The 21,849-nt window shown below is 59.5% G+C and carries 14 protein-coding genes; 5 read left to right on the top strand and 9 right to left on the bottom strand.

Translation table 11 applies throughout. The features are described 5' to 3' along the window. Positions 1-10 precede the first annotated feature (10 nt). A complete protein-coding gene (gene pstB / locus TBK1r_RS04575) occupies positions 11-844 on the top strand; it encodes a phosphate ABC transporter ATP-binding protein PstB (protein ID WP_145207732.1) in 834 nt (277 codons plus the stop codon). An 8-nt stretch (positions 845-852) separates the two neighbouring features. Next, the gene (gene phoU, locus TBK1r_RS04570; RefSeq protein ID WP_419580968.1) at positions 853-1,530 is read left to right on the top strand and encodes a phosphate signaling complex protein PhoU; all 678 of its coding nucleotides are present in this window, start codon (positions 853-855) and stop codon (positions 1,528-1,530) included. Between the two features lie 28 nt (positions 1,531-1,558). Here phoU and TBK1r_RS04565 read toward each other — a convergent pair whose 3' ends face one another. The 5 genes from TBK1r_RS04565 to TBK1r_RS04545 form a co-directional block, all read right to left on the bottom strand. Then, positions 1,559-2,548, bottom strand: a complete 990-nt coding sequence (locus TBK1r_RS04565) for an endonuclease/exonuclease/phosphatase family protein (RefSeq protein WP_419580967.1) — start codon at positions 2,546-2,548, stop codon at positions 1,559-1,561. Positions 2,549-2,579: 31 nt separating this feature from the next. Beyond that, positions 2,580-4,811 carry a site-2 protease family protein gene (locus tag TBK1r_RS04560; RefSeq protein WP_145207729.1) on the bottom strand — a complete coding sequence of 744 codons (2,232 nt, stop codon included), beginning with the start codon at positions 4,809-4,811 and terminating at the stop codon, positions 2,580-2,582. Positions 4,812-4,820: 9 nt separating this feature from the next. After that, a complete protein-coding gene (locus TBK1r_RS04555; RefSeq protein WP_419580966.1) occupies positions 4,821-6,086 on the bottom strand; it encodes an efflux RND transporter periplasmic adaptor subunit in 1,266 nt (421 codons plus the stop codon). A gap of 140 nt (positions 6,087-6,226) precedes the next feature. After that, positions 6,227-7,258 (bottom strand): efflux RND transporter periplasmic adaptor subunit, encoded by a 1,032-nt coding sequence (locus tag TBK1r_RS04550; RefSeq protein WP_419580965.1) that lies wholly within the window; start codon positions 7,256-7,258, stop codon positions 6,227-6,229. 83 nt (positions 7,259-7,341) lie between these two features. Beyond that, complete coding sequence (locus tag TBK1r_RS04545) at positions 7,342-9,321, bottom strand: TolC family protein (protein WP_419580964.1); 1,980 nt, start codon at positions 9,319-9,321, stop codon at positions 7,342-7,344. A gap of 731 nt (positions 9,322-10,052) precedes the next feature. Between TBK1r_RS04545 and TBK1r_RS04540 the strand changes: the two genes are divergently transcribed. Then, positions 10,053-12,359 (top strand): diguanylate cyclase, encoded by a 2,307-nt coding sequence (locus TBK1r_RS04540; protein ID WP_145207725.1) that lies wholly within the window; start codon positions 10,053-10,055, stop codon positions 12,357-12,359. A 211-nt stretch (positions 12,360-12,570) separates the two neighbouring features. After that, complete coding sequence (locus TBK1r_RS04535; protein WP_145207724.1) at positions 12,571-13,755, top strand: GIY-YIG nuclease family protein; 1,185 nt, start codon at positions 12,571-12,573, stop codon at positions 13,753-13,755. A 69-nt stretch (positions 13,756-13,824) separates the two neighbouring features. On the opposite strand, the gene TBK1r_RS04530 is transcribed toward TBK1r_RS04535, so the two are convergent. Next, on the bottom strand, positions 13,825-15,066 hold the full coding sequence (locus tag TBK1r_RS04530; RefSeq protein WP_419580962.1) for an outer membrane protein assembly factor BamB family protein: 1,242 nt from the start codon (positions 15,064-15,066) through the stop codon (positions 13,825-13,827). A 434-nt stretch (positions 15,067-15,500) separates the two neighbouring features. Next, positions 15,501-16,781, bottom strand: coding sequence for a Gfo/Idh/MocA family protein (locus TBK1r_RS04525; RefSeq protein WP_145207722.1), 1,281 nt, complete (start codon positions 16,779-16,781; stop codon positions 15,501-15,503). A gap of 99 nt (positions 16,782-16,880) precedes the next feature. Between TBK1r_RS04525 and TBK1r_RS04520 the strand changes: the two genes are divergently transcribed. Further along, the gene (locus TBK1r_RS04520) at positions 16,881-17,411 is read left to right on the top strand and encodes an SGNH/GDSL hydrolase family protein (RefSeq protein WP_419580961.1); all 531 of its coding nucleotides are present in this window, start codon (positions 16,881-16,883) and stop codon (positions 17,409-17,411) included. Between the two features lie 326 nt (positions 17,412-17,737). Here TBK1r_RS04520 and TBK1r_RS04515 read toward each other — a convergent pair whose 3' ends face one another. Together TBK1r_RS04515 and TBK1r_RS04510 are read right to left on the bottom strand one after the other, a co-directional pair. Next, the gene (locus TBK1r_RS04515; RefSeq protein ID WP_145207720.1) at positions 17,738-18,535 is read right to left on the bottom strand and encodes a tetratricopeptide repeat protein; all 798 of its coding nucleotides are present in this window, start codon (positions 18,533-18,535) and stop codon (positions 17,738-17,740) included. A gap of 79 nt (positions 18,536-18,614) precedes the next feature. Next, positions 18,615-21,338 (bottom strand): hypothetical protein, encoded by a 2,724-nt coding sequence (locus TBK1r_RS04510; protein WP_145207719.1) that lies wholly within the window; start codon positions 21,336-21,338, stop codon positions 18,615-18,617. Positions 21,339-21,849 lie beyond the last annotated feature (511 nt).

The following is a 21,849-nucleotide window of genomic DNA, read 5'->3' as shown; positions in this document are numbered from 1 at the left end:
CCGCGAAGTCATGTCAAGCGTAACGCCAGCGATCGAGTCGGAGGAGAATTCCGATGCACTCCCCGATCAAACGCTGATTCACATCGAAAAGCTGAATGCTTGGTATGGCGATTTCCAAGCGATCCACGACCTGTCACTGGAAATCCCCAAGCACAAGGTGACCGCGTTCATCGGTCCCAGCGGTTGCGGCAAAAGCACGCTGCTCAAATGGATCAATCGGATGAACGATGTCGTCCCCGGCGCGCGTGCCAAGGGGCGGCTTGCGATCAGCGGTGACGCGTCTAATGACCACGCCGAAATCAACGTCCTGGACCCCGGATTGGATGTCGTCGGGCTCCGCCGAAAAGTCGGAATCGTGTTTCAAAAACCGAATCCGTTTCCCAAAAGCATTTATGACAATGTCGCCTTCGGTCCGCGACTGCACATGAAAACGTCCAAGTCCGAACTGGACGAACTGGTCGAATGGTCCTTGCAAAAAGCCGCGGTCTGGGACGAAGTCAAAGATCGGCTGCATGGACCGGCACTCGGTCTGTCCGGTGGACAGCAACAACGATTGTGCATCGCCCGGGCGATCGCCGTGGGGCCGGAAGTGCTTTTGATGGACGAACCTTGTAGCGCACTGGATCCATCCAGTACGTTGGCGATCGAAGACCTGATCTTTGAACTGAGAACCCAGTACACGATCGTGATCGTGACACACAATATGCAGCAAGCCTCTCGCTGCAGTGATAAAACGGCGTTCTTTTTCGAAGGCAAATTGATTGAAGCCGGTCCCACCGAGCAACTGTTCACCCGGCCACAGCAGAAACAGACCGACGACTACGTCCGTGGCAAATTTGGATAAGAACCTTGATGTCAAAACACCTCCATCGCGAACTGGAAAGTCTTCGCGAGCAGTTGGTCAACCAGTTCACGGTCGTCGAGCAGATGATCCAAATGGCGGTTCGCGCGCTCGTCGAACGCCGAACGGATTTCGCCGATCGCGTCGTCGAAAGCGATGAGGGCGTTGACATCACCGATGTACAAATCGAAGAGGAGTGCCTGAAACTGCTGGCGCTTCACCAACCCATGGCGGGCGATCTGCGTTGGCTGATCACGGTGGTCAAGGTCAACGGAGAACTGGAACGCATGGCCGATACGGCGTGCAACATCGCCGAACGTGCCAAAGCCATGTCGGCGTTTCCGATGTTTACCGTCCCGGAACAGATGACCGAAATGGTCGATGCCACCATTCGTATGGTCCGGCGTTCCCTTGATGCGTTCGTCACCAACGATGCGAAGATGGCGGTCGAAGTCATCAAGATGGATGACCTGGTCGATCAACATAACCGCCAGATCATTGAACATCTACAGGAGTTGATCAAAGCCGACCCGTCGCTGATCGAACCGGCGTTTCATTGCTTCAGCGCCTCGCGACACCTCGAACGCATCGGCGATCTGGCTGAAAACCTGGCCGAGGAAACGATCTATCTGGTCGAAGGTGAAATCGTACGTCACAAACATGGCGTTATCGGCGACGCCGCAAAATAAGTCGCGAACACCGATCGCGCGACCTTCGCTACCGTGTCGCCTGCCCAGCAGGCAATCGCCTCAGATCGACACTGACGCTGCGGTGATCCGAACCGATGTGCGGTCCGACGCGATAGCTTGCACATTCGAGCGACCGGCTGATCAAGATGTGATCCAGGACCAGCCCCATCGGAAAACTGGAACCGCCGGCGTACCAGGTCGGCGTGACGGCGAGCCCTTGCTTGGCCCGCCGCAGCCCCGAGCGTCGACCGAATGCGCCGAAATGCGGTGACCAGGGCGTCACGTTCAAATCGCCCATCACGACGATCGGCTGCTCAGGGGCGCGTTTTTGCGTTCGCTGGATTCGTTCCGCAAGCAACTGCAAGTGTTCATTGCGCGAACGAAACCGACCAGCGCCCATCGGCGGCAAGGGATGCGTCGCGATCAATCGACACCCCAGACACTCGACCTCGATCGATTTGATGTTCTCGTTCAATTCGAACGCCTCGGAACGAGCGAATTGCAGTTTGCTGTAGACGCCGATTCCAAAATTTCCGTGATCTTGGGGACGCGTCACGGCGTGCGGGTATCGGGGACTCAATTGGTCCGTCAAGAAATCGTCCAGTCCGCGATTGAGTTCTAGAATCGCGACCACGTCCGGATCGACCTCGCGGATCTCGTCCAACACCCGCTGATACGACCGGTTGCTGGTCAACACATTCATGGTCATCACGCGCAGCGATGGCTCAACGCCCGCCGCGGGCATCGGGTCGGGAATCCATTGAGCAAACATGGCAGCGAAGTGCACCATGAAACAGACCGCGGCGATCCACACCAAGCGAGACTGCCTGACGATCGCGGACAGCGCGATCACAACCGCAATGGCGATCAATTGTTGGGTCCGCAGATTGGCGAGCAGGTCCGATACCCAGAACCAACGGGCGAACAGGGTCGCCGCGGTCACCAGCAGGACCGCCAGGCAGGCCAACCGGGCCAGCGCCGAGAACACATTCGTTAATGATAGTGAACACTCAGTCATTTCGCCTGCCGGCGAGTTGGACAGTTCATTGCTAACGCGACTGCAGGTGATCCCAGATCCGCGAGACCAGACTGCGATCATCCGGGATGGTGAGACGCCCGATTTGCCCCGATTGTACCGCCAGACTAGTCAACGGATCCAAGGGCAACACGGAACGCAACTGGGGATGAACCAACTCGTTGGACTCCGATTGCTGTAGCATCTGCACCGCCAATGGACCTCCCGCCGTCGCCGCCAAGGCGGGGTGCGGCAGGTTCCGGCTGGCGGAAGGTTGTAAATCCTGTAGCGGTGCTGTGATTGAAACGCCGCCCCGTAGACGGATCGAAGCGACTTGCTTGGACGAGGACGCCTTCTTGTAAGCTTCTAGAGTGTCTTCGGCGACGATCGCCAAGACTTCTTTTTCCTGGGGATCGGAAACCCGCAGCAGTTCTTCGCCCTGTTTGACGTAACGCCCTAGCAGCTGGTTCGTCGCCGGTGTGGTGATCTTACCGCTGCGGGTCGCCAAGATACGCATGCTGTCGATCTGTTGGTCAATCTCGGCGAGCCGGCGGTCCAAACTTTCAGCGTTCTGCTGTGCAACTTCGGAAAGGGCAAGCTCGCTGCGCTGACGGTGCTGGATCGCCTTGGCCAACTCGACGTCACGCTGATCCATCAGCTGATCGCGCTGCAGCACCAGTTCCGGCTGATCCAGTTCCAACAATAAGGTTCCTCGTTCGACGCGATCGCCACACCGTACAAAGACGGACGCGACGAACGCATCCACGGGGGCCCGCGCGATTTGTTCGTCTTGGAACTGCACCACCACCGGCACGCGACGCGCCAACGGCGAACTCTGCACCGACGCATACTGAACGCCGAGACAGACGAGGGTACAAATACCAAGCAGACGCCGTTGATAGAAATTTAATCCCCAACGGTTGCGTGGCTCGAGTGTCCAAATCTTGAACATCCATCGCAATAGAGGTAACACGCCCCACATCGTCGCGGCCACGATCGCGATCACGATTCCGAAACCTTTGGCCCACGTCGCAATGGCAAACACCAAACCCGACATCCAGACAATTTGAAACACCACCGAGCACAATGCATGAAAGGCGGCGAAGTCTTTACGCCAACCGGCCAAGGGACTCTCGGGCATCCGGATGCGAAACAACAAGGCCTCGACCATCGCCCCCAATCGTGCCCGCCCGTGTGCACGAAGATTGGGGATTTCCAACAAGTCGCTTAACACATAGTAGCCGTCCAACCGTAGCAGCGGATTGGCATTGACCAGAATCGTCGCCGGCCCCGCGACCAAGAAGACCTGTGCGGCGAGATGTTTGGTGAATCCGACAGGACAGAACCACCAAAGCAACGCGGCGGCGGCTCCGATGGCGAGTTCCACGTAGACGCCGGCCAAGGCGATTTGCACTCGATCACGGCGTCGCACCAGTTTCCATGCGTCGGTCACGTCCACATAGGCCAGTGGTGCGAACAGGAAAAACATGATCCCCATCCGTCCGACGCGAACACCGTGGTATTTCGCACACACCGCATGTCCACATTCGTGAACGACTTTCAACACGCACCACAAGACCGCCAGGACCAACCACAATTGTTGGTCAAAGACGCGTCGCACCTCGGCGGAGAAGGCGTCGGCGTTGGACCACACCACGCCGACTCCAGCCCCCACCAGCACCGCCCAGACGATCATCGCGGGAACGCCGAACAGAAACCCAAAGCCGGGCAGCAGTTTCGCGGCGATCCGGTCTCCGTCGGCAAGGGGAAAACGCTGCGTCAGCAACCCGCCGAGCAGCCGCAGCGTCACACCGAACCACCGCTTTGGTGGTGTCGATGCAGTCTTGGCTGCCGCGGCTCCGGCCGATGCAGCGCCGGGTTCCGTCTCGGATACTCCGGGTGGCGGATCCGGCGTTTCACCGGTTGCGCGAGCGTCGTCGGCAGCGGTGACGACCACCGCCAACCGGTGTTGCGTCAACTCCTTGGCGAACGCGATCACGTCAACTTCGGACCACAACAAACCGTCATGCTGAAGTTGGCGGTAGATTTCGCCGAGTGTGCGCTCACCATCCATCAACGTCACGGCATGATATTCGCGCGTGCCGAAACGATAAAATTTTCCGGTTCGTCGATCGTTGGCAACGTAAACGGTTTGCGTGCGTTGGCCGCGCGATGAGAATTCCACCGCCGGATCGACTTTAACGATGACCGACAACGGGTCAATCGTGGCTCCGTCGGGGGGCGAATGGCTGGATTGATCGTCCATAGAAATGTCTCAGTACCCGATCCACCACAAGGTCTTCTCCCAGCCCGAACGGACCATCGACCAGAGCCAGGGCCGAACGGGACCATACGCGATCGCATCGCCGCGCATTCCCGGACGCAGTGTGCCGGCGCGGTTGTCGACATTGATGTGCGCGACGAACACATTTTGATCATCGCGCAGCTCGGCGCTGGGGTAGACCGCGTCAATCGGTTGTTCAATCGGGTCGCCTTCCGCGGCTGTCAACCGGATGCGAGCCAACGTCCCCTTGTCGACATAGCTGATCTCATACTCGGGGATCTCCAGTTCGATCAACATTTCATTCAGGGGCGCGATCTCCAATACCGCTTGCCCCGTTTCCAATGGAGCGCCGATGGATCGGTTCAGATCACCCAATACGATGACGCCATCGATCGGGCTGATCACGTTGAGGCGATCCAATCGACTCAGCAGCAGGTCACGCTGTCGGTTTAACTCTCGGATCTTTAACTTGGCCTGCTGGGATTCGGCGACCCGACCGCCGACCATCGCGACGTCGCGTTCCTTTAGCACCTGTCCGATCTGAGCTTCCACGGTCTCCAGTTCCAAGCGGAGCGGACGACCATCGAGTGAGATCAAGACATCACCTCGCTGGACGGCGTCGCCGGGTTGCACGTGGGTCGACAACAAGGTCGCGTCAAACGGCGCCGAGACGATTCGCGAATGTTTGGGGCGGACAAGCGTGGTGCAACGAACGCGATAGGAAACCGGCCAAATCGCCAGCAGCAGCACGGCCAAGCCGGCCAACCCCACACAAATCCGTGTACTCAAACCGCTTTGGGCCAGCCATCGCGACAATTGTGCCGCCACGCCGCCGCTGCGAGTCCAAATGATCGCCCGCAGCGCCGGCAACGCACGTCGCAACCAAGTTCGGTCGGCAGCCGTCACCGGCCCACCCTCGATCCACAACACGCAACGCCCTAACCCGACGTCGTCATCCAGGTTCAAGCGAATCGCGTCGCTGTCTCTTTGTGGGTTCTTCGCTGCAAGTTCCGTTGGGACGGCGGGTCGGGTCGGAACCGGCGACGCTTCTTCATCCCAGCTTTCGGCTGCGTGTTGATAAAGTTCACTTGCGGGCCCCAGCCAACCCAGCCGGGATTCATAGAACCGGCGCAGTCGTGTCGTCCCGATGCCACAGCGCACGCTGCTGGCGGGAAATTGCTTGGCGATGCATTGCACCAATGCCATCACCGCCTCGGATTGATCGCTGACCTCCGCGACCACTTCGATCAGTGTCACCGTCTTGGCCCAATCCGCCGACGAACCAGACTCTGCCCGTGTCGCGTCCCGACGCGCAGCATCGCTATCCGGCGATACTGACGCTGGTGCGTTGGGGGCCGTCTTTCCCGACCCATCGGTGAGCATAGGGGGCCTGGCGCTCATCGGGTTCGCGACACTCCATACGGGCTGGTGGGAACATCGGAGGGGACGTTTGCACCGATACGCCGCGTCACCGGCAATTGGATCCGCTTCTGCTGCGCCGTCTGGTTCCGTGCAGGTCTCATCCGGCATCGGTCGCCGGCGCGGAGCTCACCGGTCTGGTTGTCCAACAACACCTTGACCATGATCGTGCCGCTTTCCCCGTCAATGTCGGGTGCCATCGACGCGACTTCCCCACGCACGCTTTTGGACGCGCTGACCATGAACACCTGAACTTGATCGCCCTGTTGAATCATGCCGATTTCTTCGACCGGGACGTTGAACACCCCGTAGATTTGATCGAGCACGACCAGCCGAATCACGGCCGGGTCTGCCGGCGTGATGTACTCGCCGGGGGCATGAAAAAGTTCGGCGACCACTCCATCCATCGGCGCGAGCACCTTCCGTCGCCGCAATTGCAGTTCGTAGCGTGACAGTTCCAGTTTTCGAAGCTGGTCTTGTTCCACCGCGTTTAGTTCTCGGGATTTCGCAATCTCCCAGTCTGCGTAGGCTCGTTTCAATTCGTCGGGGCGGGCAATGTCTTGATCGGCCAACGATTGCAGTTGCTCGAACCGCAGTTTCATCAGCGCCGTTTCGGCCTTGGCGGCGTCGGTTTCACCATGCATCTGAGCCCGCCAGCGAGCCGTCGCCACCGCTTCGACTTGCAATCCGTCTTCCAATTTGGCAACGATCTGCCCCTTGGTAACGCGATCTCCAATTTTGACATTCACCTCTTCCAAACGCCCGATCTCCGTCGCGGCGACAAGAATGTCAAACTTGGGAATGGTGAAACCTTCGTAATCGATCGTGACCGAACCGCCCCGGAAACCTTGCGAGGAACGAGAGGTTTGTGAATAACCGGCGTTGTCCTGAGCGATCACGGTCGCGGAGACAATCACCAGCCCGCAACTGAGCAACGAGCACACAACCGTCGCCGTGATCGGGAGCCGCTTCGATCGCTTTCGTTTTGAATGGTTTTGTGTGAACTTCATGACGGTCATGCGATTCGGTGGTGTCTTTGAAAGGTTGACGGTATTGATACGCCCGGGGCGCCGTGTGGGTGACGCGGTCGTCGCTATTGCGTCCAACCCGCCGATGGTGTTCGCCAATCGGCGCGTGGCATTGGTTGTAATTGCGGTTGAGGTAGTTGCGGTGGCTGCTGGGTTGGCGTGGACGCCGGAGTCGCTGTCGGTCGACCGATGCGTCGCGGCACCGCGACGTTCCGCGGTCCGGGTTCGGCCGATTCGCGATCGTCGCGGCTCGGGCTCTCGGTCACCGCGGCCGCCGACGGGCTCGTCGACGGGCTCGGCGCCGCGGCAGCCTGTGTGAAAGGGATCCGCGTCGGGGTCAGCTCGAGACTGGATGCGGCACGCTGCGATCCGTTCAACCCAGACAGATCAAGCGGACTCGATTGGGGTGATTCCGGCTCCGCCTGAGTTTCATCGCCGGCTTCGACGGACGGCGCAATCACCGTGGCTTGATAGTCGTCGTGCAAAAAGTTGATCTCACCGGAACATTCCGATTGCACGGGGCGAACTCCCTCGTTGATCAACAGCGTTCCCATCGCGCGTTGCAGTTGAACCAGCGCGATCATGTACGCCGATTCCACCTTCACCAAATCCTTTTCCGCATCGGTCCGACGTTGCTGTGCGTCGAGCAGGTTCTCCAGCTTGATGCCGACGCGAGAGTCATCGCCACCGATGATCCGCCACTGGACCGTCAAGATGTTTTCTTCGGTCACCGCGGTCGACAACACGTTGCGTTTGCTGATCAGTTGTTTTTCAAAACGTTCCAGATCAATCAGTGCGGTTTCGACGTCGAACTGGGTTTGCTGGATCACTTCGCGCAACCGCTGGGATCGCTCCCGCGCCCTCAACAGGGCTTCACGGTGCTGAGCCCGAAACGCCCGTCGCCCCCGGGGAAGCTCGAACTCCAGTCCCGTCGAGATGCCGGGGGCATTGTCAAACTGTTCGCCGAACGATCTGGCGACCTTGCTGGCGCCGTTGAGCTGGGACAGGTATCCGTTAAAGACCCAGTTGAGCTGCGGTTCCAGCTCTGCCCGGGCGACCCGCAATTCCAACGCGGAGAGTTCAACGTCATATGTCGCGGCGCGAACCTCGGGACGGTTTTGCAGGGCCTGTGCGACGGCATCACGCAGATTCCACCGCACTCCGTCGATCAACGGACCTGCCATCGGAATCAGCTCCAAATCGCTGTCCGCTCCGATTATCGCTTCACTGCCCACCAGGGCGGCCAGCCGTGCCTGTTGCTTCTTCAGATCGGCTTCCAGGTCGATGACCTGGTCGGCGCGACGCGCCACCCGCTGCTTGGCCTTGGTGATCTCGATCAAGGCGGCGTCGAAATCTTTGCGGCTGACCAACAACCGTTCAATGTTGCGGCTGCGGGCGAGTAATTCACGCTGCTGGGTCAGCTGGGCGCGTGCCTCGTACAATTTCCAATAAGCGGCGATGACATCGGCGATGCGTTGCTCGACCGCACCACGCATGTCTTGCCACGCGACACGGCTTTCGATCCGAGCCTGAGTGACCAAACGCTCGTTGTAATAGCGCCCGCCGCGTGACAACAGCGGCTTGGTCAAACTGAGACTCAGCCGGGCGTTCCCCTGGTCTCGCGGCACAAAGAAGGAGCTGTTGCTATCCAAGAAACCGATTTCCTGGTTCCATTCCAACTCGGTCCCGGTCCGCGTTTTCTTTCGCACGCCGCCGCTGAAGTTCAGCGACTTTTCACGCAATCGGTCTGCCCCACCGGTCGTGAGGGTATTCCCCACGGGGTCATTGGTCGCCCCGAGGTTGCCACTCAACAGGATCGTCGAGTCGAATTCGGCGTCCTGCTGAACAATCCGTTGGAACGTAGAACTCGCTTCATACCCAACGCTCAAGATGCGGGGGCTGTGGGCGAGGGTATCCAGCAGGATGGTTTCAAGGTCAAAGCGAACCCAGCGATCACGATCGAGCACTTGTTGGCTGACCCGATCGGTCCACCACTGCATCGGCGCCGCTTCCCCGGCGAGCGTCGGATCAGGCAGACGCGGCATTGGTGCGGGGGGCAACCGTTTCGGCAAGCTCCCCACCGCGGGCATGGAAGGGGCCGTCGAAGACGCATTCGCCTGCGGAATCCCCACTGCTTGGCTGCCCGTGGGGCGTTCGGCATACACACCTTGCACCATCGTCATGGCGAACACCATGACAAGCGCGAAGAGCTTATGCAGATCGAATCCCATCCGTGGCATCAAATTCTCGAGTCAGTCCTTCACGAAAACGCATTCCCCTGCGGTTTGCAGGGGTACGCAACCTCAGGGATCGGTCGCAACGATCAATCGGATCGATCCGCCACGCTGAATTGGCGTGTTCACGGCAGCCCCGCGGAGGACAATCGTCACAGCCGTCAAGGTTTGCCAATTGCCAGCATCGGAGCTCGCCGGGAAGGCACACTCGCCCCGCCCCTGAGAACTAGACGCCCAGCGCCATCCGTGGCGGCGTCAGACGCTCGCCGGCCGTCACGATCGGTACAACCTCCCATCGCGGCGCGATCCCGTTTTCTTTTCGTGTGCCGTATGACTTGCTGGCGATTCCGCGCCCCCATGCCCATAGGCGCAAGCAAAACTTGGCTCACTACCGGGGTGACGACACCCCAAGCCGACCACATCATCTCGTTTTCGCTGAAAGCTGCATCTTGGGTAGGGTCTATCTCCAATCGATTCGCCTCGCAATTGCGTTGGTCTGCCTCGGTGCTAGCCTGATTTTGGCTAGTCACTGGTTCGGGCTAATGCCTGATGTGACGAAGATTGAAAGTGCGTCACGGCGGCGACTCAGCGAAGCCGTCGCGGTCAACGCGGCTGCCCACGTTCGAAAACAACAGTGGGTGGACCTGCGTGCGACGGCCGAAACCCTCGTCGATCGCGACGCCGACCTGCTTTCCATTGGGGTTCGCAGCAAGCACGGGGACTTGAAGGTCAATGCCGGCCACCACGACGATCTATGGCGCCAGGTGGCCAGCGACAGCCGGGGAATCGATGCGATCACCGTTCCGATCACTCTGAACCGACGCGAGTGGGGCGAGGTCGAGTTTTGCTTTCGAGCCCCCGACCAATCGACCTTCGGCGCGATCGCCGAACACCCTCTGATGCGTTTGTTGGCGTTTTACTGCATCACCGGCGTGTTCGGTTACACGCTGTTCGTGGGCAAAGTGATGAGGGTGTTCAGCACCACCCAAGTCGTGCCCGAACGTGTTCGCCAAGCCCTCGACACGCTCGCCGAAGGCCTGTTGGTCCTGGACGAAAAAGCCAAGATCGTGCTGGCCAACCGCGCGTTCGCCGAAACCGTCGACGTGCCGACCGAGTTGTTGGTGGAATCGCGTGCCAACGAGTTGCCTTGGACGTTTGAGCACGACCAATCCAAGAACGATTTCCCTTGGATGACCGCGATCGATGAGTCCGCCACAATCACCGAACAGATTCTGCATCTAAAAGTCGACGACGGCGCCGAACGCATTTTCTCGGTCAATGCAGCTCCGATCGGTGGCGGAAACGCTCGACGAGGGGCCTTGGCGACCTTCCGTGACGTGACCCACATCGAAGAACATCGCAAACAGCTCGAAGCGATGCTGACGATGCTGCGTGAAAGTCGCGATGAGATCGAAGAGAAAAACCGGGAACTGGAAATCCTGGCGACCACCGATGCACTGACCGGCTGCCTGAACCGTCGCGCCTTTTTCGAACGGTTCGGCCACTTGTGGAAGATGGCTGCCGCGGAACAGAAGCCGCTTTCGTGCATCATGTTCGACAACGACCACTTCAAACGCGTCAATGATACCTACGGGCACGGTGTCGGCGATGACGTCTTGCGCGAAGTGTCTCGGGTGCTCCGAGAAACCCACGGCGACCACGGGCTGGTTTGCCGCTACGGTGGTGAAGAATTCTGTGTCCTGTTGCCGGGCATTGATTTTGAGGATGCACTCGACTTGGCCGAACAAACCAGGGCGTCGATCGAGCAAATCACCTTCAAGGAACCCGCTCAACTTCGCTTGACCGCCAGCGTCGGCGTGTCGGAAACACGCTTCAACGCGTCCGATCCCCAGGAACTGATCAATCAAGCCGATGTTTGCCTGTACGCGGCCAAACGGGGCGGACGCAACTGCGTGATTCCCTACAGCCCGGAACTGTCGCAAATGGATGGCGAAGAAACCGAATCGCGGGAGCGCGCCGAAATCCCCTACCAGGCGGTCACCGCACTGATCGCATCGCTTTCCTACCGCGACGCCGCCACCGCAGAACACAGCCGCCGTGTGGCGGACCTCTGTTCCCGCGTCTCCAAACAGTACATGGACTCGGCCAGCCAATACGTTCTGGAGATCGCCGCGTTGCTTCACGACATCGGCAAAGTCGGTGTCTCCGATGAAATCTTGCTCAAACGCGGAAAACTCAGCCCCGACGAAATGGAATTGATCGCCTGGCATGATCGCATCGGCGTTGAACTGATCGAAACCGCGTTCGAGTGCCAAGAGCTGACCGAAACCGTCCAGTTTCGACAAGCGCATTTTGACGGCTCCGGTCGCTTCCGAAATCTGCCGGTCGGCGTGGAAATCCCGATCGGGGCTCGCATTCTGTCGATCTGTGACAGCTATGACTCGATGATTTCCGACCGCGTCTACCGCGACGGTTGCTCGCATCAAGTTGCCATCGAGGAACTGCGACGCTACGCCGGGTCTCAGTTCGATCCCGAATTGGTCGAGCACTTCGCCAGCGTCATCACCAGCAAACCCGAGCCCGATGCGACGGTCAACAGCGAAGCCGCAATCCAAATCGGATTTCAAGTCGAACGCCTCGCCGCGGCCATCGACAGCCAAGACACCGAGGGGATGCAAACGCTGGCGGAACGTTTGGGAATGTACGCCCGTCGCTGTGACATCGAATCGATCGCGAAAGCCGCTGATCGCATCCGCCAGCGAGCCAGCGAACAAGAAATCTCCTGGCTCGACCTGCTGCGCGACACCAACGAATTGCTTGAGCTGTGCCGCACCACCCAATCGGAACTCATCGAGCACCAGCACGAAAACGAGACCCCGGTGGGATAGCCCCGTCAGCCATCCACACCCGCCACTAGCTCACGCCACGTGCCGAAATACCGCCTATCGGGACGCGTCAGCAACCGGTCCCCCCCGCCCAATCTTTGCCAGCAACCCACCCCAAACGCCCTGCCGGAAACTGCGATTTTCAATCCGCCCCATTATCGGTCATAATGCTCCGATTGATCGCGGGTGAAGAAATCTCAGGGAAGGGTTCGAAGTGGACGTGCTATCGCCAAATCACGACGAATTTGGATTCGGGATCGATCCCTTCAATCCCCGCGTCGCTCGCCCGGTTGAAGCCGTCGGGGCCACGACCAAAGAAAAGCTGAACCGCCAAATCCGCCAATCCTGCCCCAGGGTGCCGGGTGTCTACGGAATGCTCGATCGTTCCGGGGACCTGATCTACGTCGGCAAGAGCAAGTCGCTGCGAAATCGACTGCTCAGCTATTTCAGTGCCGCCAATGAAGAAGAGAAGGGCGGACGGATCATCGAAAACACCCGCGCGATTCAATGGGAGACGCAACCGAGTGAGTTTGCAGCCTTGTTGCGCGAGCAACAGCTGATTCGCCAATTCACGCCGCGGTGGAACGTCCAGGGCGTCCCCAAACGTCAACGGCCGGTCTACCTGTGCCTGGGACGCGCCCCGGCACCACAGTTCTTCCTTTCGCCCAAAATCCCCAAAGACTACATCGCACTGCAGGGACCGTTCTTTGGTGCCAAACGAATGGCCAACGCCGTCGACGCGCTCAACAAAGTGTTTCGATTGCGCGATTGCAGCCAACAACAAACGTTCGAATTTGCCGAACAGCTTTCACTGTTCCAAATCGATCATCGCCCCGGCTGCCTGCGATTGGAATTGAACACCTGCCTGGGTCCCTGTGCGGCCGCCTGCACGCGTAGCGAATACGCCAGTCAAGTCAACGCGGCGGAAAGCTTTCTGGATGGATTCAACGATGAACCGTTGATCGCGCTCCAGGATCAAATGGAATCCGCTTCGGCCAATCGACAATACGAACTCGCCGGCAGGGCGTACCAGACGCTCAAATCGCTTCGCTACGTGCACCGCAAACTGACCATGTTGGCAAACGCGCGCCGCAAGTTCAGCTTTGTGTATGCGGTCCCCGGCTATGACGGTTGCCACAGCTGGTACCTGATTCATTGCGGCGAAGTCAGCGCCGTCGCGGCCACACCGATCGGTAGAGACGGCTATCAAGCGATCAAGCCGATCATCAACAGTTGGAAAGCCACCTTGGAAAGTGCCGCCGACCGCGGCCACGGCCCGTTCCCCTACACGCTCGGCACGGTTGCTTCCTGGTTCAAAAAAAATCCCGCCGAACTCGATCGCACCTTCGCGCCCGACCAAGCCGGACGTAAGTACTATCGCAAATCGATGACCGCCTAGTGGCGCAGGCGTCCAACTTGCGATCGTCCGCGTCTTCTCCGTCGCCATCGCGATCAGGATCTCTGCCGCTCAGCCGGCGACTTTGATCAATCCGCGTTCGCTGCGAAAGTACAGTGCGTCGCCGCTGACCGCCGGGCTGGCCAACACCGACTCGCCCAGCTCCGACTCCCCGATCACTTCGCCCTTGTCGCCCTGATCCTCCACGACGATCACTTTTCCATCCGAACCGACGATGTAAATCCCCGTCGCCGTCATCACCGGCGTGGCCCAAACGTTACTCAACTTACCGAGCCGCGCTTGCCAGAGAATCGATCCGTCGCTGATCGAACCGGCCATCAAGGTGCTCCCGCGTCCCATGTAGATTCGATCGTTCGATGCGACCGGGCTGCAGCGTTGCGGGCGAAGCTTGTTACTCTGCCACTGGATCGTCGCCACGGCATCTTCACCCACGGTCTCCGCCGCGCTCAACCGGATCGCTGTCGTGGATTGCCCGGGAACGATGATGTAGGGCGAGGCAAACGTACTCGACGCGGTTCCATCGCCGGAGACGTCAAAGCGTTTGAGCACCTCGCCGGTTTTGACATCCACCAATTCCACTCCCCGGCCGTTGTGCATCGCGACAGCTGTGATGCCGTCCTCGGTTTGAACCGGCTGCGGCGACGACCAGTTGGACGACGCGTTTCGCGCGTTGGACCACAAGATCTCGCCGGACTCGGCGTCAATCCCCGCCGCAAATGAGTCGCCTTGGTTCTCGAGCTGCACGACGACCACGCCGCCAACGACAACCGGTGAACTGCTCATGCTGATGTCATTGCCCGTCTTGGGACGGTCGATTGCCAGTGCCCGATACCACACCAAATGCCCCTGCAAGTCATAACAGACCAGATCGCAGCTGCTGAACAATGCAAAGATCCGCTCGCCGTCGCTCGCCGGCGTGGGGGACGCGTTGGAGCTGGTCGGGTGCGTGAACGGTCGGCCCGTGGCACGCATCGGGCGTGACCACTGCAACGTTCCATCAGCGACCGAATAAGATTCGACATACAGATCTCGTTCGTCTTCCCCCCCGCACCCCGTCACGATCACTTGATCTCCGATGACCAGTGGGCCGCCAATTCCACGCCCCGTCGTCGCCACCCTCCACGCAATGTTTTTGCCGGATTCGGCATCAAACTCGGCAGGGGTTTTCGCATCGGGCGCAAACGAGCGACCGTCGCCGCGAAATCCGAGCCAATCGTCGGCATCGACCACGCCAGAGTTCAACGCGAGTGCGACGACGGCGACACAACAGATCGAAGATCGAGAGCGAAGCATTTTAAACCTGAAAAGCATCGGGGTAAGTCGAAAGAGGGGGCAGGGCAGGCAGGATGGGGCAGGGCAGATGGTCAGCCCGGCGTTCGCTGGACGTACCCCCAGCAGTTTAAAGCATTCCCCAATCGTCTGCAGGATACGGAACCCGTCCCCCCGCCGGTCGTTCCGTTTTCGCCGTCACCCTCGCTGGCAGCATTTGTATCTACACAAGTCGCTTTTTGCCCAAAGGGCATGCATATCCCTAGCCTGGGGCAAGCAAACCGAGCATTTGCGAGGGTTGCGCCGCCCCAGGAACCTGATCGCAATGAGGTTCAATTTGGCCAACGGCCATGCACAACTTTCGCGTTTGACGAGGCATTTGTTTATTGCCGTTGGCCAATCCCTCTCGTTCTCGTTCTCGTTTGAAGACCTTGGGCGATGCCCAAGTGCAGGCGGACCTACGCCCAATCCCGCTCGGGGCGGAACCGCAATCGGTTTGCCTCGTCATCGCCAATGAACGTCTCCGTCGACGGATCCATCCGCAACTTCCGCTGCAGCAGCCAGCACAACGCGGCGGCGTGGGATGCGGTGTGCGATCGACGCATGACGATGTGGTTGGCGTTGGGCAACTCACGTGACTTGATGCAGTCCAAGAAATTCCTCGAATGAGCCTCCACATCCAGTCCGGATTCCTTCTTCGGCAATTGCGGCAACCCTCTGCCGATCGATTCAGGCTTGATCACGATGCCGCCGCTATCGCCGACTTCGACCGAGCCCTCGGTACCTTCGAAACGAACCGGACAGGTGCCCAACGATTGCACCCAACCGGGACGCTCCCCGAACGGCGTTTCCAGGAAATGGATTCTCAATTCCACACCGCTCTCATAGCGCGCCGTGATGCCTGTTTCATCCGGCGAGTACTCCACGGGAATCGTGTCATCGGATTGGTTGGCCCACTGACACAGGTCCACGGTATGGGCGCCCCAGTCCAGCAACCGCGCGCCCGAATCAAAATCAACGTAACCGCGCCAACGACCGTTCACGTAGTCTTGATGAAAGGGTCGCCACGGCGCCGGGCCGAGCCACATGTTCCAGTCGCACACCTTGGGATCCGGCGTCGGTTGTCCCGGCAACCACGTCGTGTTGATCTCTGGGATGTAAACCGTGGCATGCAGTTTCTGAAGCTTGCCGAGTTTTCCCGTGTGAGCCAGCTCGACGGCCTGGGCAAAGTTTGCGACCGTGCGGCGTTGCGTCCCGGCTTGAAAGACACGTCCGGTTCGGCGAATGGTCTCGGAGAGTCGGCGGCACAGATCGATCGTGATCCCACATGGCTTTTCACTGTAAACATCTTTGCCGGCTTCGGCGGCCAACATCGACGCGGTGGCGTGCCAACGATCGCCGGTCGCGATCAGGACCGCATCGATGTCCTTGCGATCGAGCACACGCCGAAAATCGATCACCGTTTCGCAGTTCGCGTCACCGTACTGCTGATCGACCAACTGTTTCCCTTGCTCGCGACGCGAGGCTTGGACATCGGCAATCGTCACGCACTGCACGTCGGCATGTTTCAGCATCCCACCCAACACATACCGGCAGCGCGGCCCGATCCCGATCACCCCCAAACGAATACGTTCGCTGGCGGCGGCACTGGCCGGCGCCGGCCGCATGGCGGTTCCCAAGGCGATTTGAGAAACAGCGGCCAGGCCGGCAGCCTTCAAGACGGTTCTTCGGTTTGACATCACGGTGACTCACGCTATGGGAGGTAGGATCAGATTGCAGGGGCACTGATTATAGCCGCTCCAGAGCGGCAGGATTGGTGCCATCGGCCACGTCCGAACTTGCGGTCTGCACCGCGTGCCGACCTACCCTATATTGGCTGGGGATACGCAGAGATTCTGGGGACGATGAACAACGTGCTGGAACAGCAAAAACCAGAAGCAGCGATCATCATGGTTGGCACGAATGACATTTCCGGTGGGCGAGTTCCGGAAGGGTACCGCGCGGGTCTAGAGGAAGTCGTGGATCGATGCATCGCGGTCCACTGCGTACCGATTTTAAACACCATTCCTCCGCGACGCGGCCACGACGAGCCTGTCGAACACGCGAACAAGATTATCCGAGTGGTTGCCCGTGAAAAGCAAGTCCCTTTGGCCGATTTCCATGCCGAGTGCTTGCGAGTTCGCCCGGGGAAGTCATGGAATGGAACGATCATTTCGAATGACGGCGTCCATCCCAGCGGCGGCGAGTCGAACAACTATAGCGAGGAAAATCTGAAGCACTGTGGGTATGCTCTGCGCAACTGGGTCAACTCCCTCGTTTACCGACAGTTGTACTTCCACGTCTTTGCGGCCGATTCGCCAACGGACTAAACCAGACGCACGCAATAGCAGAATGCCCTGAAAACCGTTCGACAGGCTGCTCGCGCTGGCGTCCAGGCTTTAGCCCAATACCGTTAAGTCAAGCGTCGGTTCCTAAGGTGAGGGCCCGTAGGCTCGCGCCAAACGGCTGATATTCGTTTGATATCAGCCGGTTCGCGCCAGCGTCCGGGCCCCTCATCGATGTTTACTTCGCGGTATGGGGCTTTAGCCGTTCCGTCTCGCTGCTCTGCAGCCAAACGTGGCCAGCTCTCGCAGGCGTTGAGTGTCTCGTTCATTGACGAACGGGAGCTTCGGCTTCACTCCTGTTCACAGCGAAATCAACCGAACAGCCCTTTCTTGGGCAGGATTGAGGTGGGGCTTCCGATCGCCTTTTCAGATTTTTTGACGGCTTTGCGGAATTCCTTGTCTTTGCCGAACTCGGGGATTCGGACCAACAGATCCTTGAACTCTTCCAGCGCTTCTTCGTGCATTTCCTTGGCTTGATACGCGCCGGCCAACATGTAGAACAAGGACGGGTCGTAGAAGTCGGCCGACTTGCGCAGCGGCTCGAAGTGTTTCGCAGCCTCGTTCGGGTTGCCCGACTGAAGTGCGTCGACGCCTTGGATCCGTTTGCTGGTCGGATGCGCGGGGTCCAACGCGATCGCCTGGTCGAAACATCGATTCGACAGCTCCGTCTGTCCTTGGCGTTCATACCACGATCCGATGTCGATCAGGGTGTCAAAGTCCTTGGCATGCTGCTTGGCGGTTGCCGCGGCAAGCTCCATCGCTTCGTCAAGCTGATTGAAGACCGTCATGCTCTGCAGCAACTCGAGCGCCTTCGACGGGTCGTCCATGTTGTCCGCCAAGCTGGCCAACCCGTTCTCCAAGTTCTCCTCTTTGATCCGCTCCCATTCTTTGAGCGGCATCACACGGTGCCGCCGACAAGCCGAACATTCCCCGATGATCTGTTTCTTCCCCAGCGGGATGACCGGAATGAACAACACAACGACGTAATAACCGGTCTCGTAGTCAGTCAGCGTCACGTGTCGCTGGCATGATTCACAGATACCGCCATAAACGCGCGGGTTCTTTCGGCCGTAGTACTGGGTCCCAATTCCATTGATGGTCGTTGGCATGCTTGACGGCTCGGGATTTTTATCTTGCGTGGGTAGGAGTGATTGCCAACAGCGTAAACAAAATGCGAACGTGCCGGAGCTAGGGAGTGATACTTCGCAAGGGGAGTGCAGGCAACGGGGCGGGATCCCAGACACGAATTCCGACTTCGTCGACCACGGCTTCTCCATCGCCGATCACCTCAAACATCACCCGCACCTCCGTCTCGCCAGTGCTTTGCCGGTACAGACGAATCGGAGTCCAGTCGGTGGCGCCGCGAACCAAGATCCCCATCTCTTGGCCGCCTAAATTGTCATAGACCAGAATCCCCTGATGCGGCGCACCGAACCCGATCGTACGAATCATTGCATCGACACGAACGGCCTGGTTGGGCTGAATCCTGACCGTGGGGCTGGAGAGAATCGCGATCGTGCCTTCATAGCCGCCGCCGAGTGACTCACCGACCGTCGCGGCGGCGGACAGAGCGATCGCACCTTGGCCGCTGAAGAATCCACGGGACATCCAGCGGGCGTCCGACTGCGCCCGAACCAGTTTTCGCTGTCCAAACGTCCAACCACCGGACGACAAGACCTCCGGCTGGTCCAGGCCGCCTGTCGCGATCAAGCTCTCGCTCCAGCCCTCGTCTCCCATCAGGGGCTGCCACGCCGTTTGCAACGTCGGACGCCCTTCATCGAGCGGCGGGCTGCTGACGTGCCGTGGCGAAAACGATGGCAGGGTTCCCGACAGCAGTGCCTGGGAAAGCTGCAGACTGGATCGAACCGACCAGGCGTCGGCGCGGCGCGACAGTCGCAACGTGGCTTCGGCGTCGCCGGCACGAAAAACAGCCTCGGCGTCATCGAGCGTTCGACGCGCCGCGGTCAGCAAATCGACCGGCATGATCGCCTCGGTCGCGCCGGAGCTGACGGCATGATCCCAGTCTTGACGAATCTGACGGACCTGATCGACGCACAACTGCCACCGATCCGACGCTGCCCTGGCGGCAAAGCGTCGCGCGGATTGGTTAAGCCGGGCGCCCAGCGACGAATCGGCACTGATCACGATGACTTCCGCGACATCCGGTGAAACGATTTCGATCCGGGCACCGGTGGGTGTCGGGGCGATGTCGATCCGCTGGGCCGAAAAATTGGTCAAACGCCACGCGGTGCGATGGACCATCTCCGGCGGCAACAAGATCTCGACGGCGCGGCCATCACCCGCCAGCACCTGATCGCGAACCGACTGGTCAGACGTCAACAGCAAGAACTGGTCTCCGTCGGCGTCCAGTCGGCCGCAGCGATAGGCGGCGCCCTGAATTCGATAGGCCGCAGACGGGCGTGACGAGGCGATCCACGGCCCCATCATGGCTACAAATCGATTGACATAGCTGAGCGCCATCGATCGCTGATGAGCGAACACCGATCCGGAGACGAGCGACTCGTGTGACCGAAACACGATCGCGCGCGGTGATTGTTCGAGCGATTGAACGACTTGAGTGAACATCGAATGCCAGCGAAAGTTGCCTCCCGGGGGCGCCCCGATCGCAGCACTGATCGATCGATTCATCTCCGCCAACTTTTTCGGTGGCGATGATTCGATCGCAACAGCCACTTCGGTGCCACTGCCGATTCGGGCGCGACGATCCTGGTACAGCAGCGTCTGCTCCGCGGCCAACAATCCCCGACTGCGGAGCGCCGCATCGGAAACGATCGCATCAGCGACCGACGCGTAACCCGCCCAACGTTCGACCGGCGCAATCACGATCGGGCGTTGCCAGGTCTCGGGGAATAGTCGCAGACGCCGAACGGTTTGATCGGTTTGTGAAACACGAGAGTTGTCCAGCGCGACGCCCCCGCCGAGGTACCACGCCATCACGGGATCGAGCAACGCGGCGATCGTCGGATCGGGCGCCACCGGCGGCGGTGCGTAAACGAGCAATTGCGACTGGATCGCGTCACGCAAAAGATCCGCGGTCGGAGGACGCGACAACAAGACCGCATCGAAACCCAACGAGCGAACCCAGTCGAGAGGTTCTCCACGATGTTCCAGGATGCGAATCACGTTGTCCTGTGGAAACGCCGACACCACAACGTTTTGACCGGAACGTTCTGGCGAAGCGGCTGGGCGTCGCATCTGCAACAATCGCGGTACTTGCAGCGAAGCGTTTTCGCCGGGGGCGTCCACGGTCTCGGTTTCACGACTCGGCGGCACCATCTCCACACGGCCGTGATCTCCCACCGGAATCATTCCGCGAACGGACACTTGGTCGATCCGCAACGTCGTCGTCCCCGGACCGCTGTAGGCGTTGATCGCAATCCCATCGATGTAGGGATTCTTGACGTTCGCATCACTTCCGTGGACCGAGCGCAGCTTTGCAATTTTGATTCGCAGCTCGCGCTCCACATTGCCGATCCCAAGCGATTGAAATTTGCCAGGATGCTCATAGGTCGCGCCATAGATGATCGCCGCGACGGGGCGTCTGGTCTGTGGATCTCGGACGAACGGAAACCGAACGCGGAAGCCGACCCGTGCGCCCTTGCGGGCACTCATGATCGAAACGTTGGCCACCAGATCATTGAACGCGCGAACCGGTTCGATCGGATAGATCAAGATCGACTCGCTGCCGACGCCGGCTTGAAACGTCAGCGACTCGCAACCGCCACCATCAACTCCGCCACCGGCGAGGTTCTTGTGATCGATCACGCGCGCGTCGCAATCGGAAGTGTCCAGGTGCCAGCGGGGCGGATAGGCATCCAGCGAATCGAACAGATCGGCTCGCGCGGCCGAGTCGTCCAGGAGCCCGAAAACGGTGACAAGCACGGCGATCAAGATGGCAGCGAGGGATGGCTGCCGAGGCGATCCGACCGGGGGCACGGATGCGTCTTTTTCGCTCTTTGCGCGCTCCGCACCACCCGGCCTTCGGCCCTGCGGTGCGATCCCGGAACGTTCACCCGACGGCAAGCTTTGCCGAGCCCGAACGACTGACAACACTTTCGGACGCGGCACTCGGTATTTGAACTTCAATTGTTGACCCAAATCTGCGTTGCCCAAACAATCAGCAGGACGACGGGGACGTCGCTATCGGAGCAACCACTGATAGCCTGCCGGTGACTCGTGTAACAAAGTGTGCGGTTGACGCGACGATGTAGAGAAAACTCCACATCCCGTCGCAACCCGTCGCTTACTACGTAAGACGTTTGTGTATCAAGATTTAGGGTGCCAAGCCAAGCCGAAACGGTGTTGTTTTTTTTCACCGTTTCCTTTTGACAACGCAAAAACTGCGATCACCCTAAACCATTGCCGCAACACACCTTACGCAGAAACCTCGGCTGTGCTGGCT

This window comes from Stieleria magnilauensis, assembly GCA_007753675.1.
In the GTDB taxonomy this organism is placed as follows: Bacteria; Planctomycetota; Planctomycetia; order Pirellulales; family Pirellulaceae; genus Stieleria; species Stieleria magnilauensis.
This window is presented reverse-complemented; position numbering and strand designations above follow the sequence as displayed.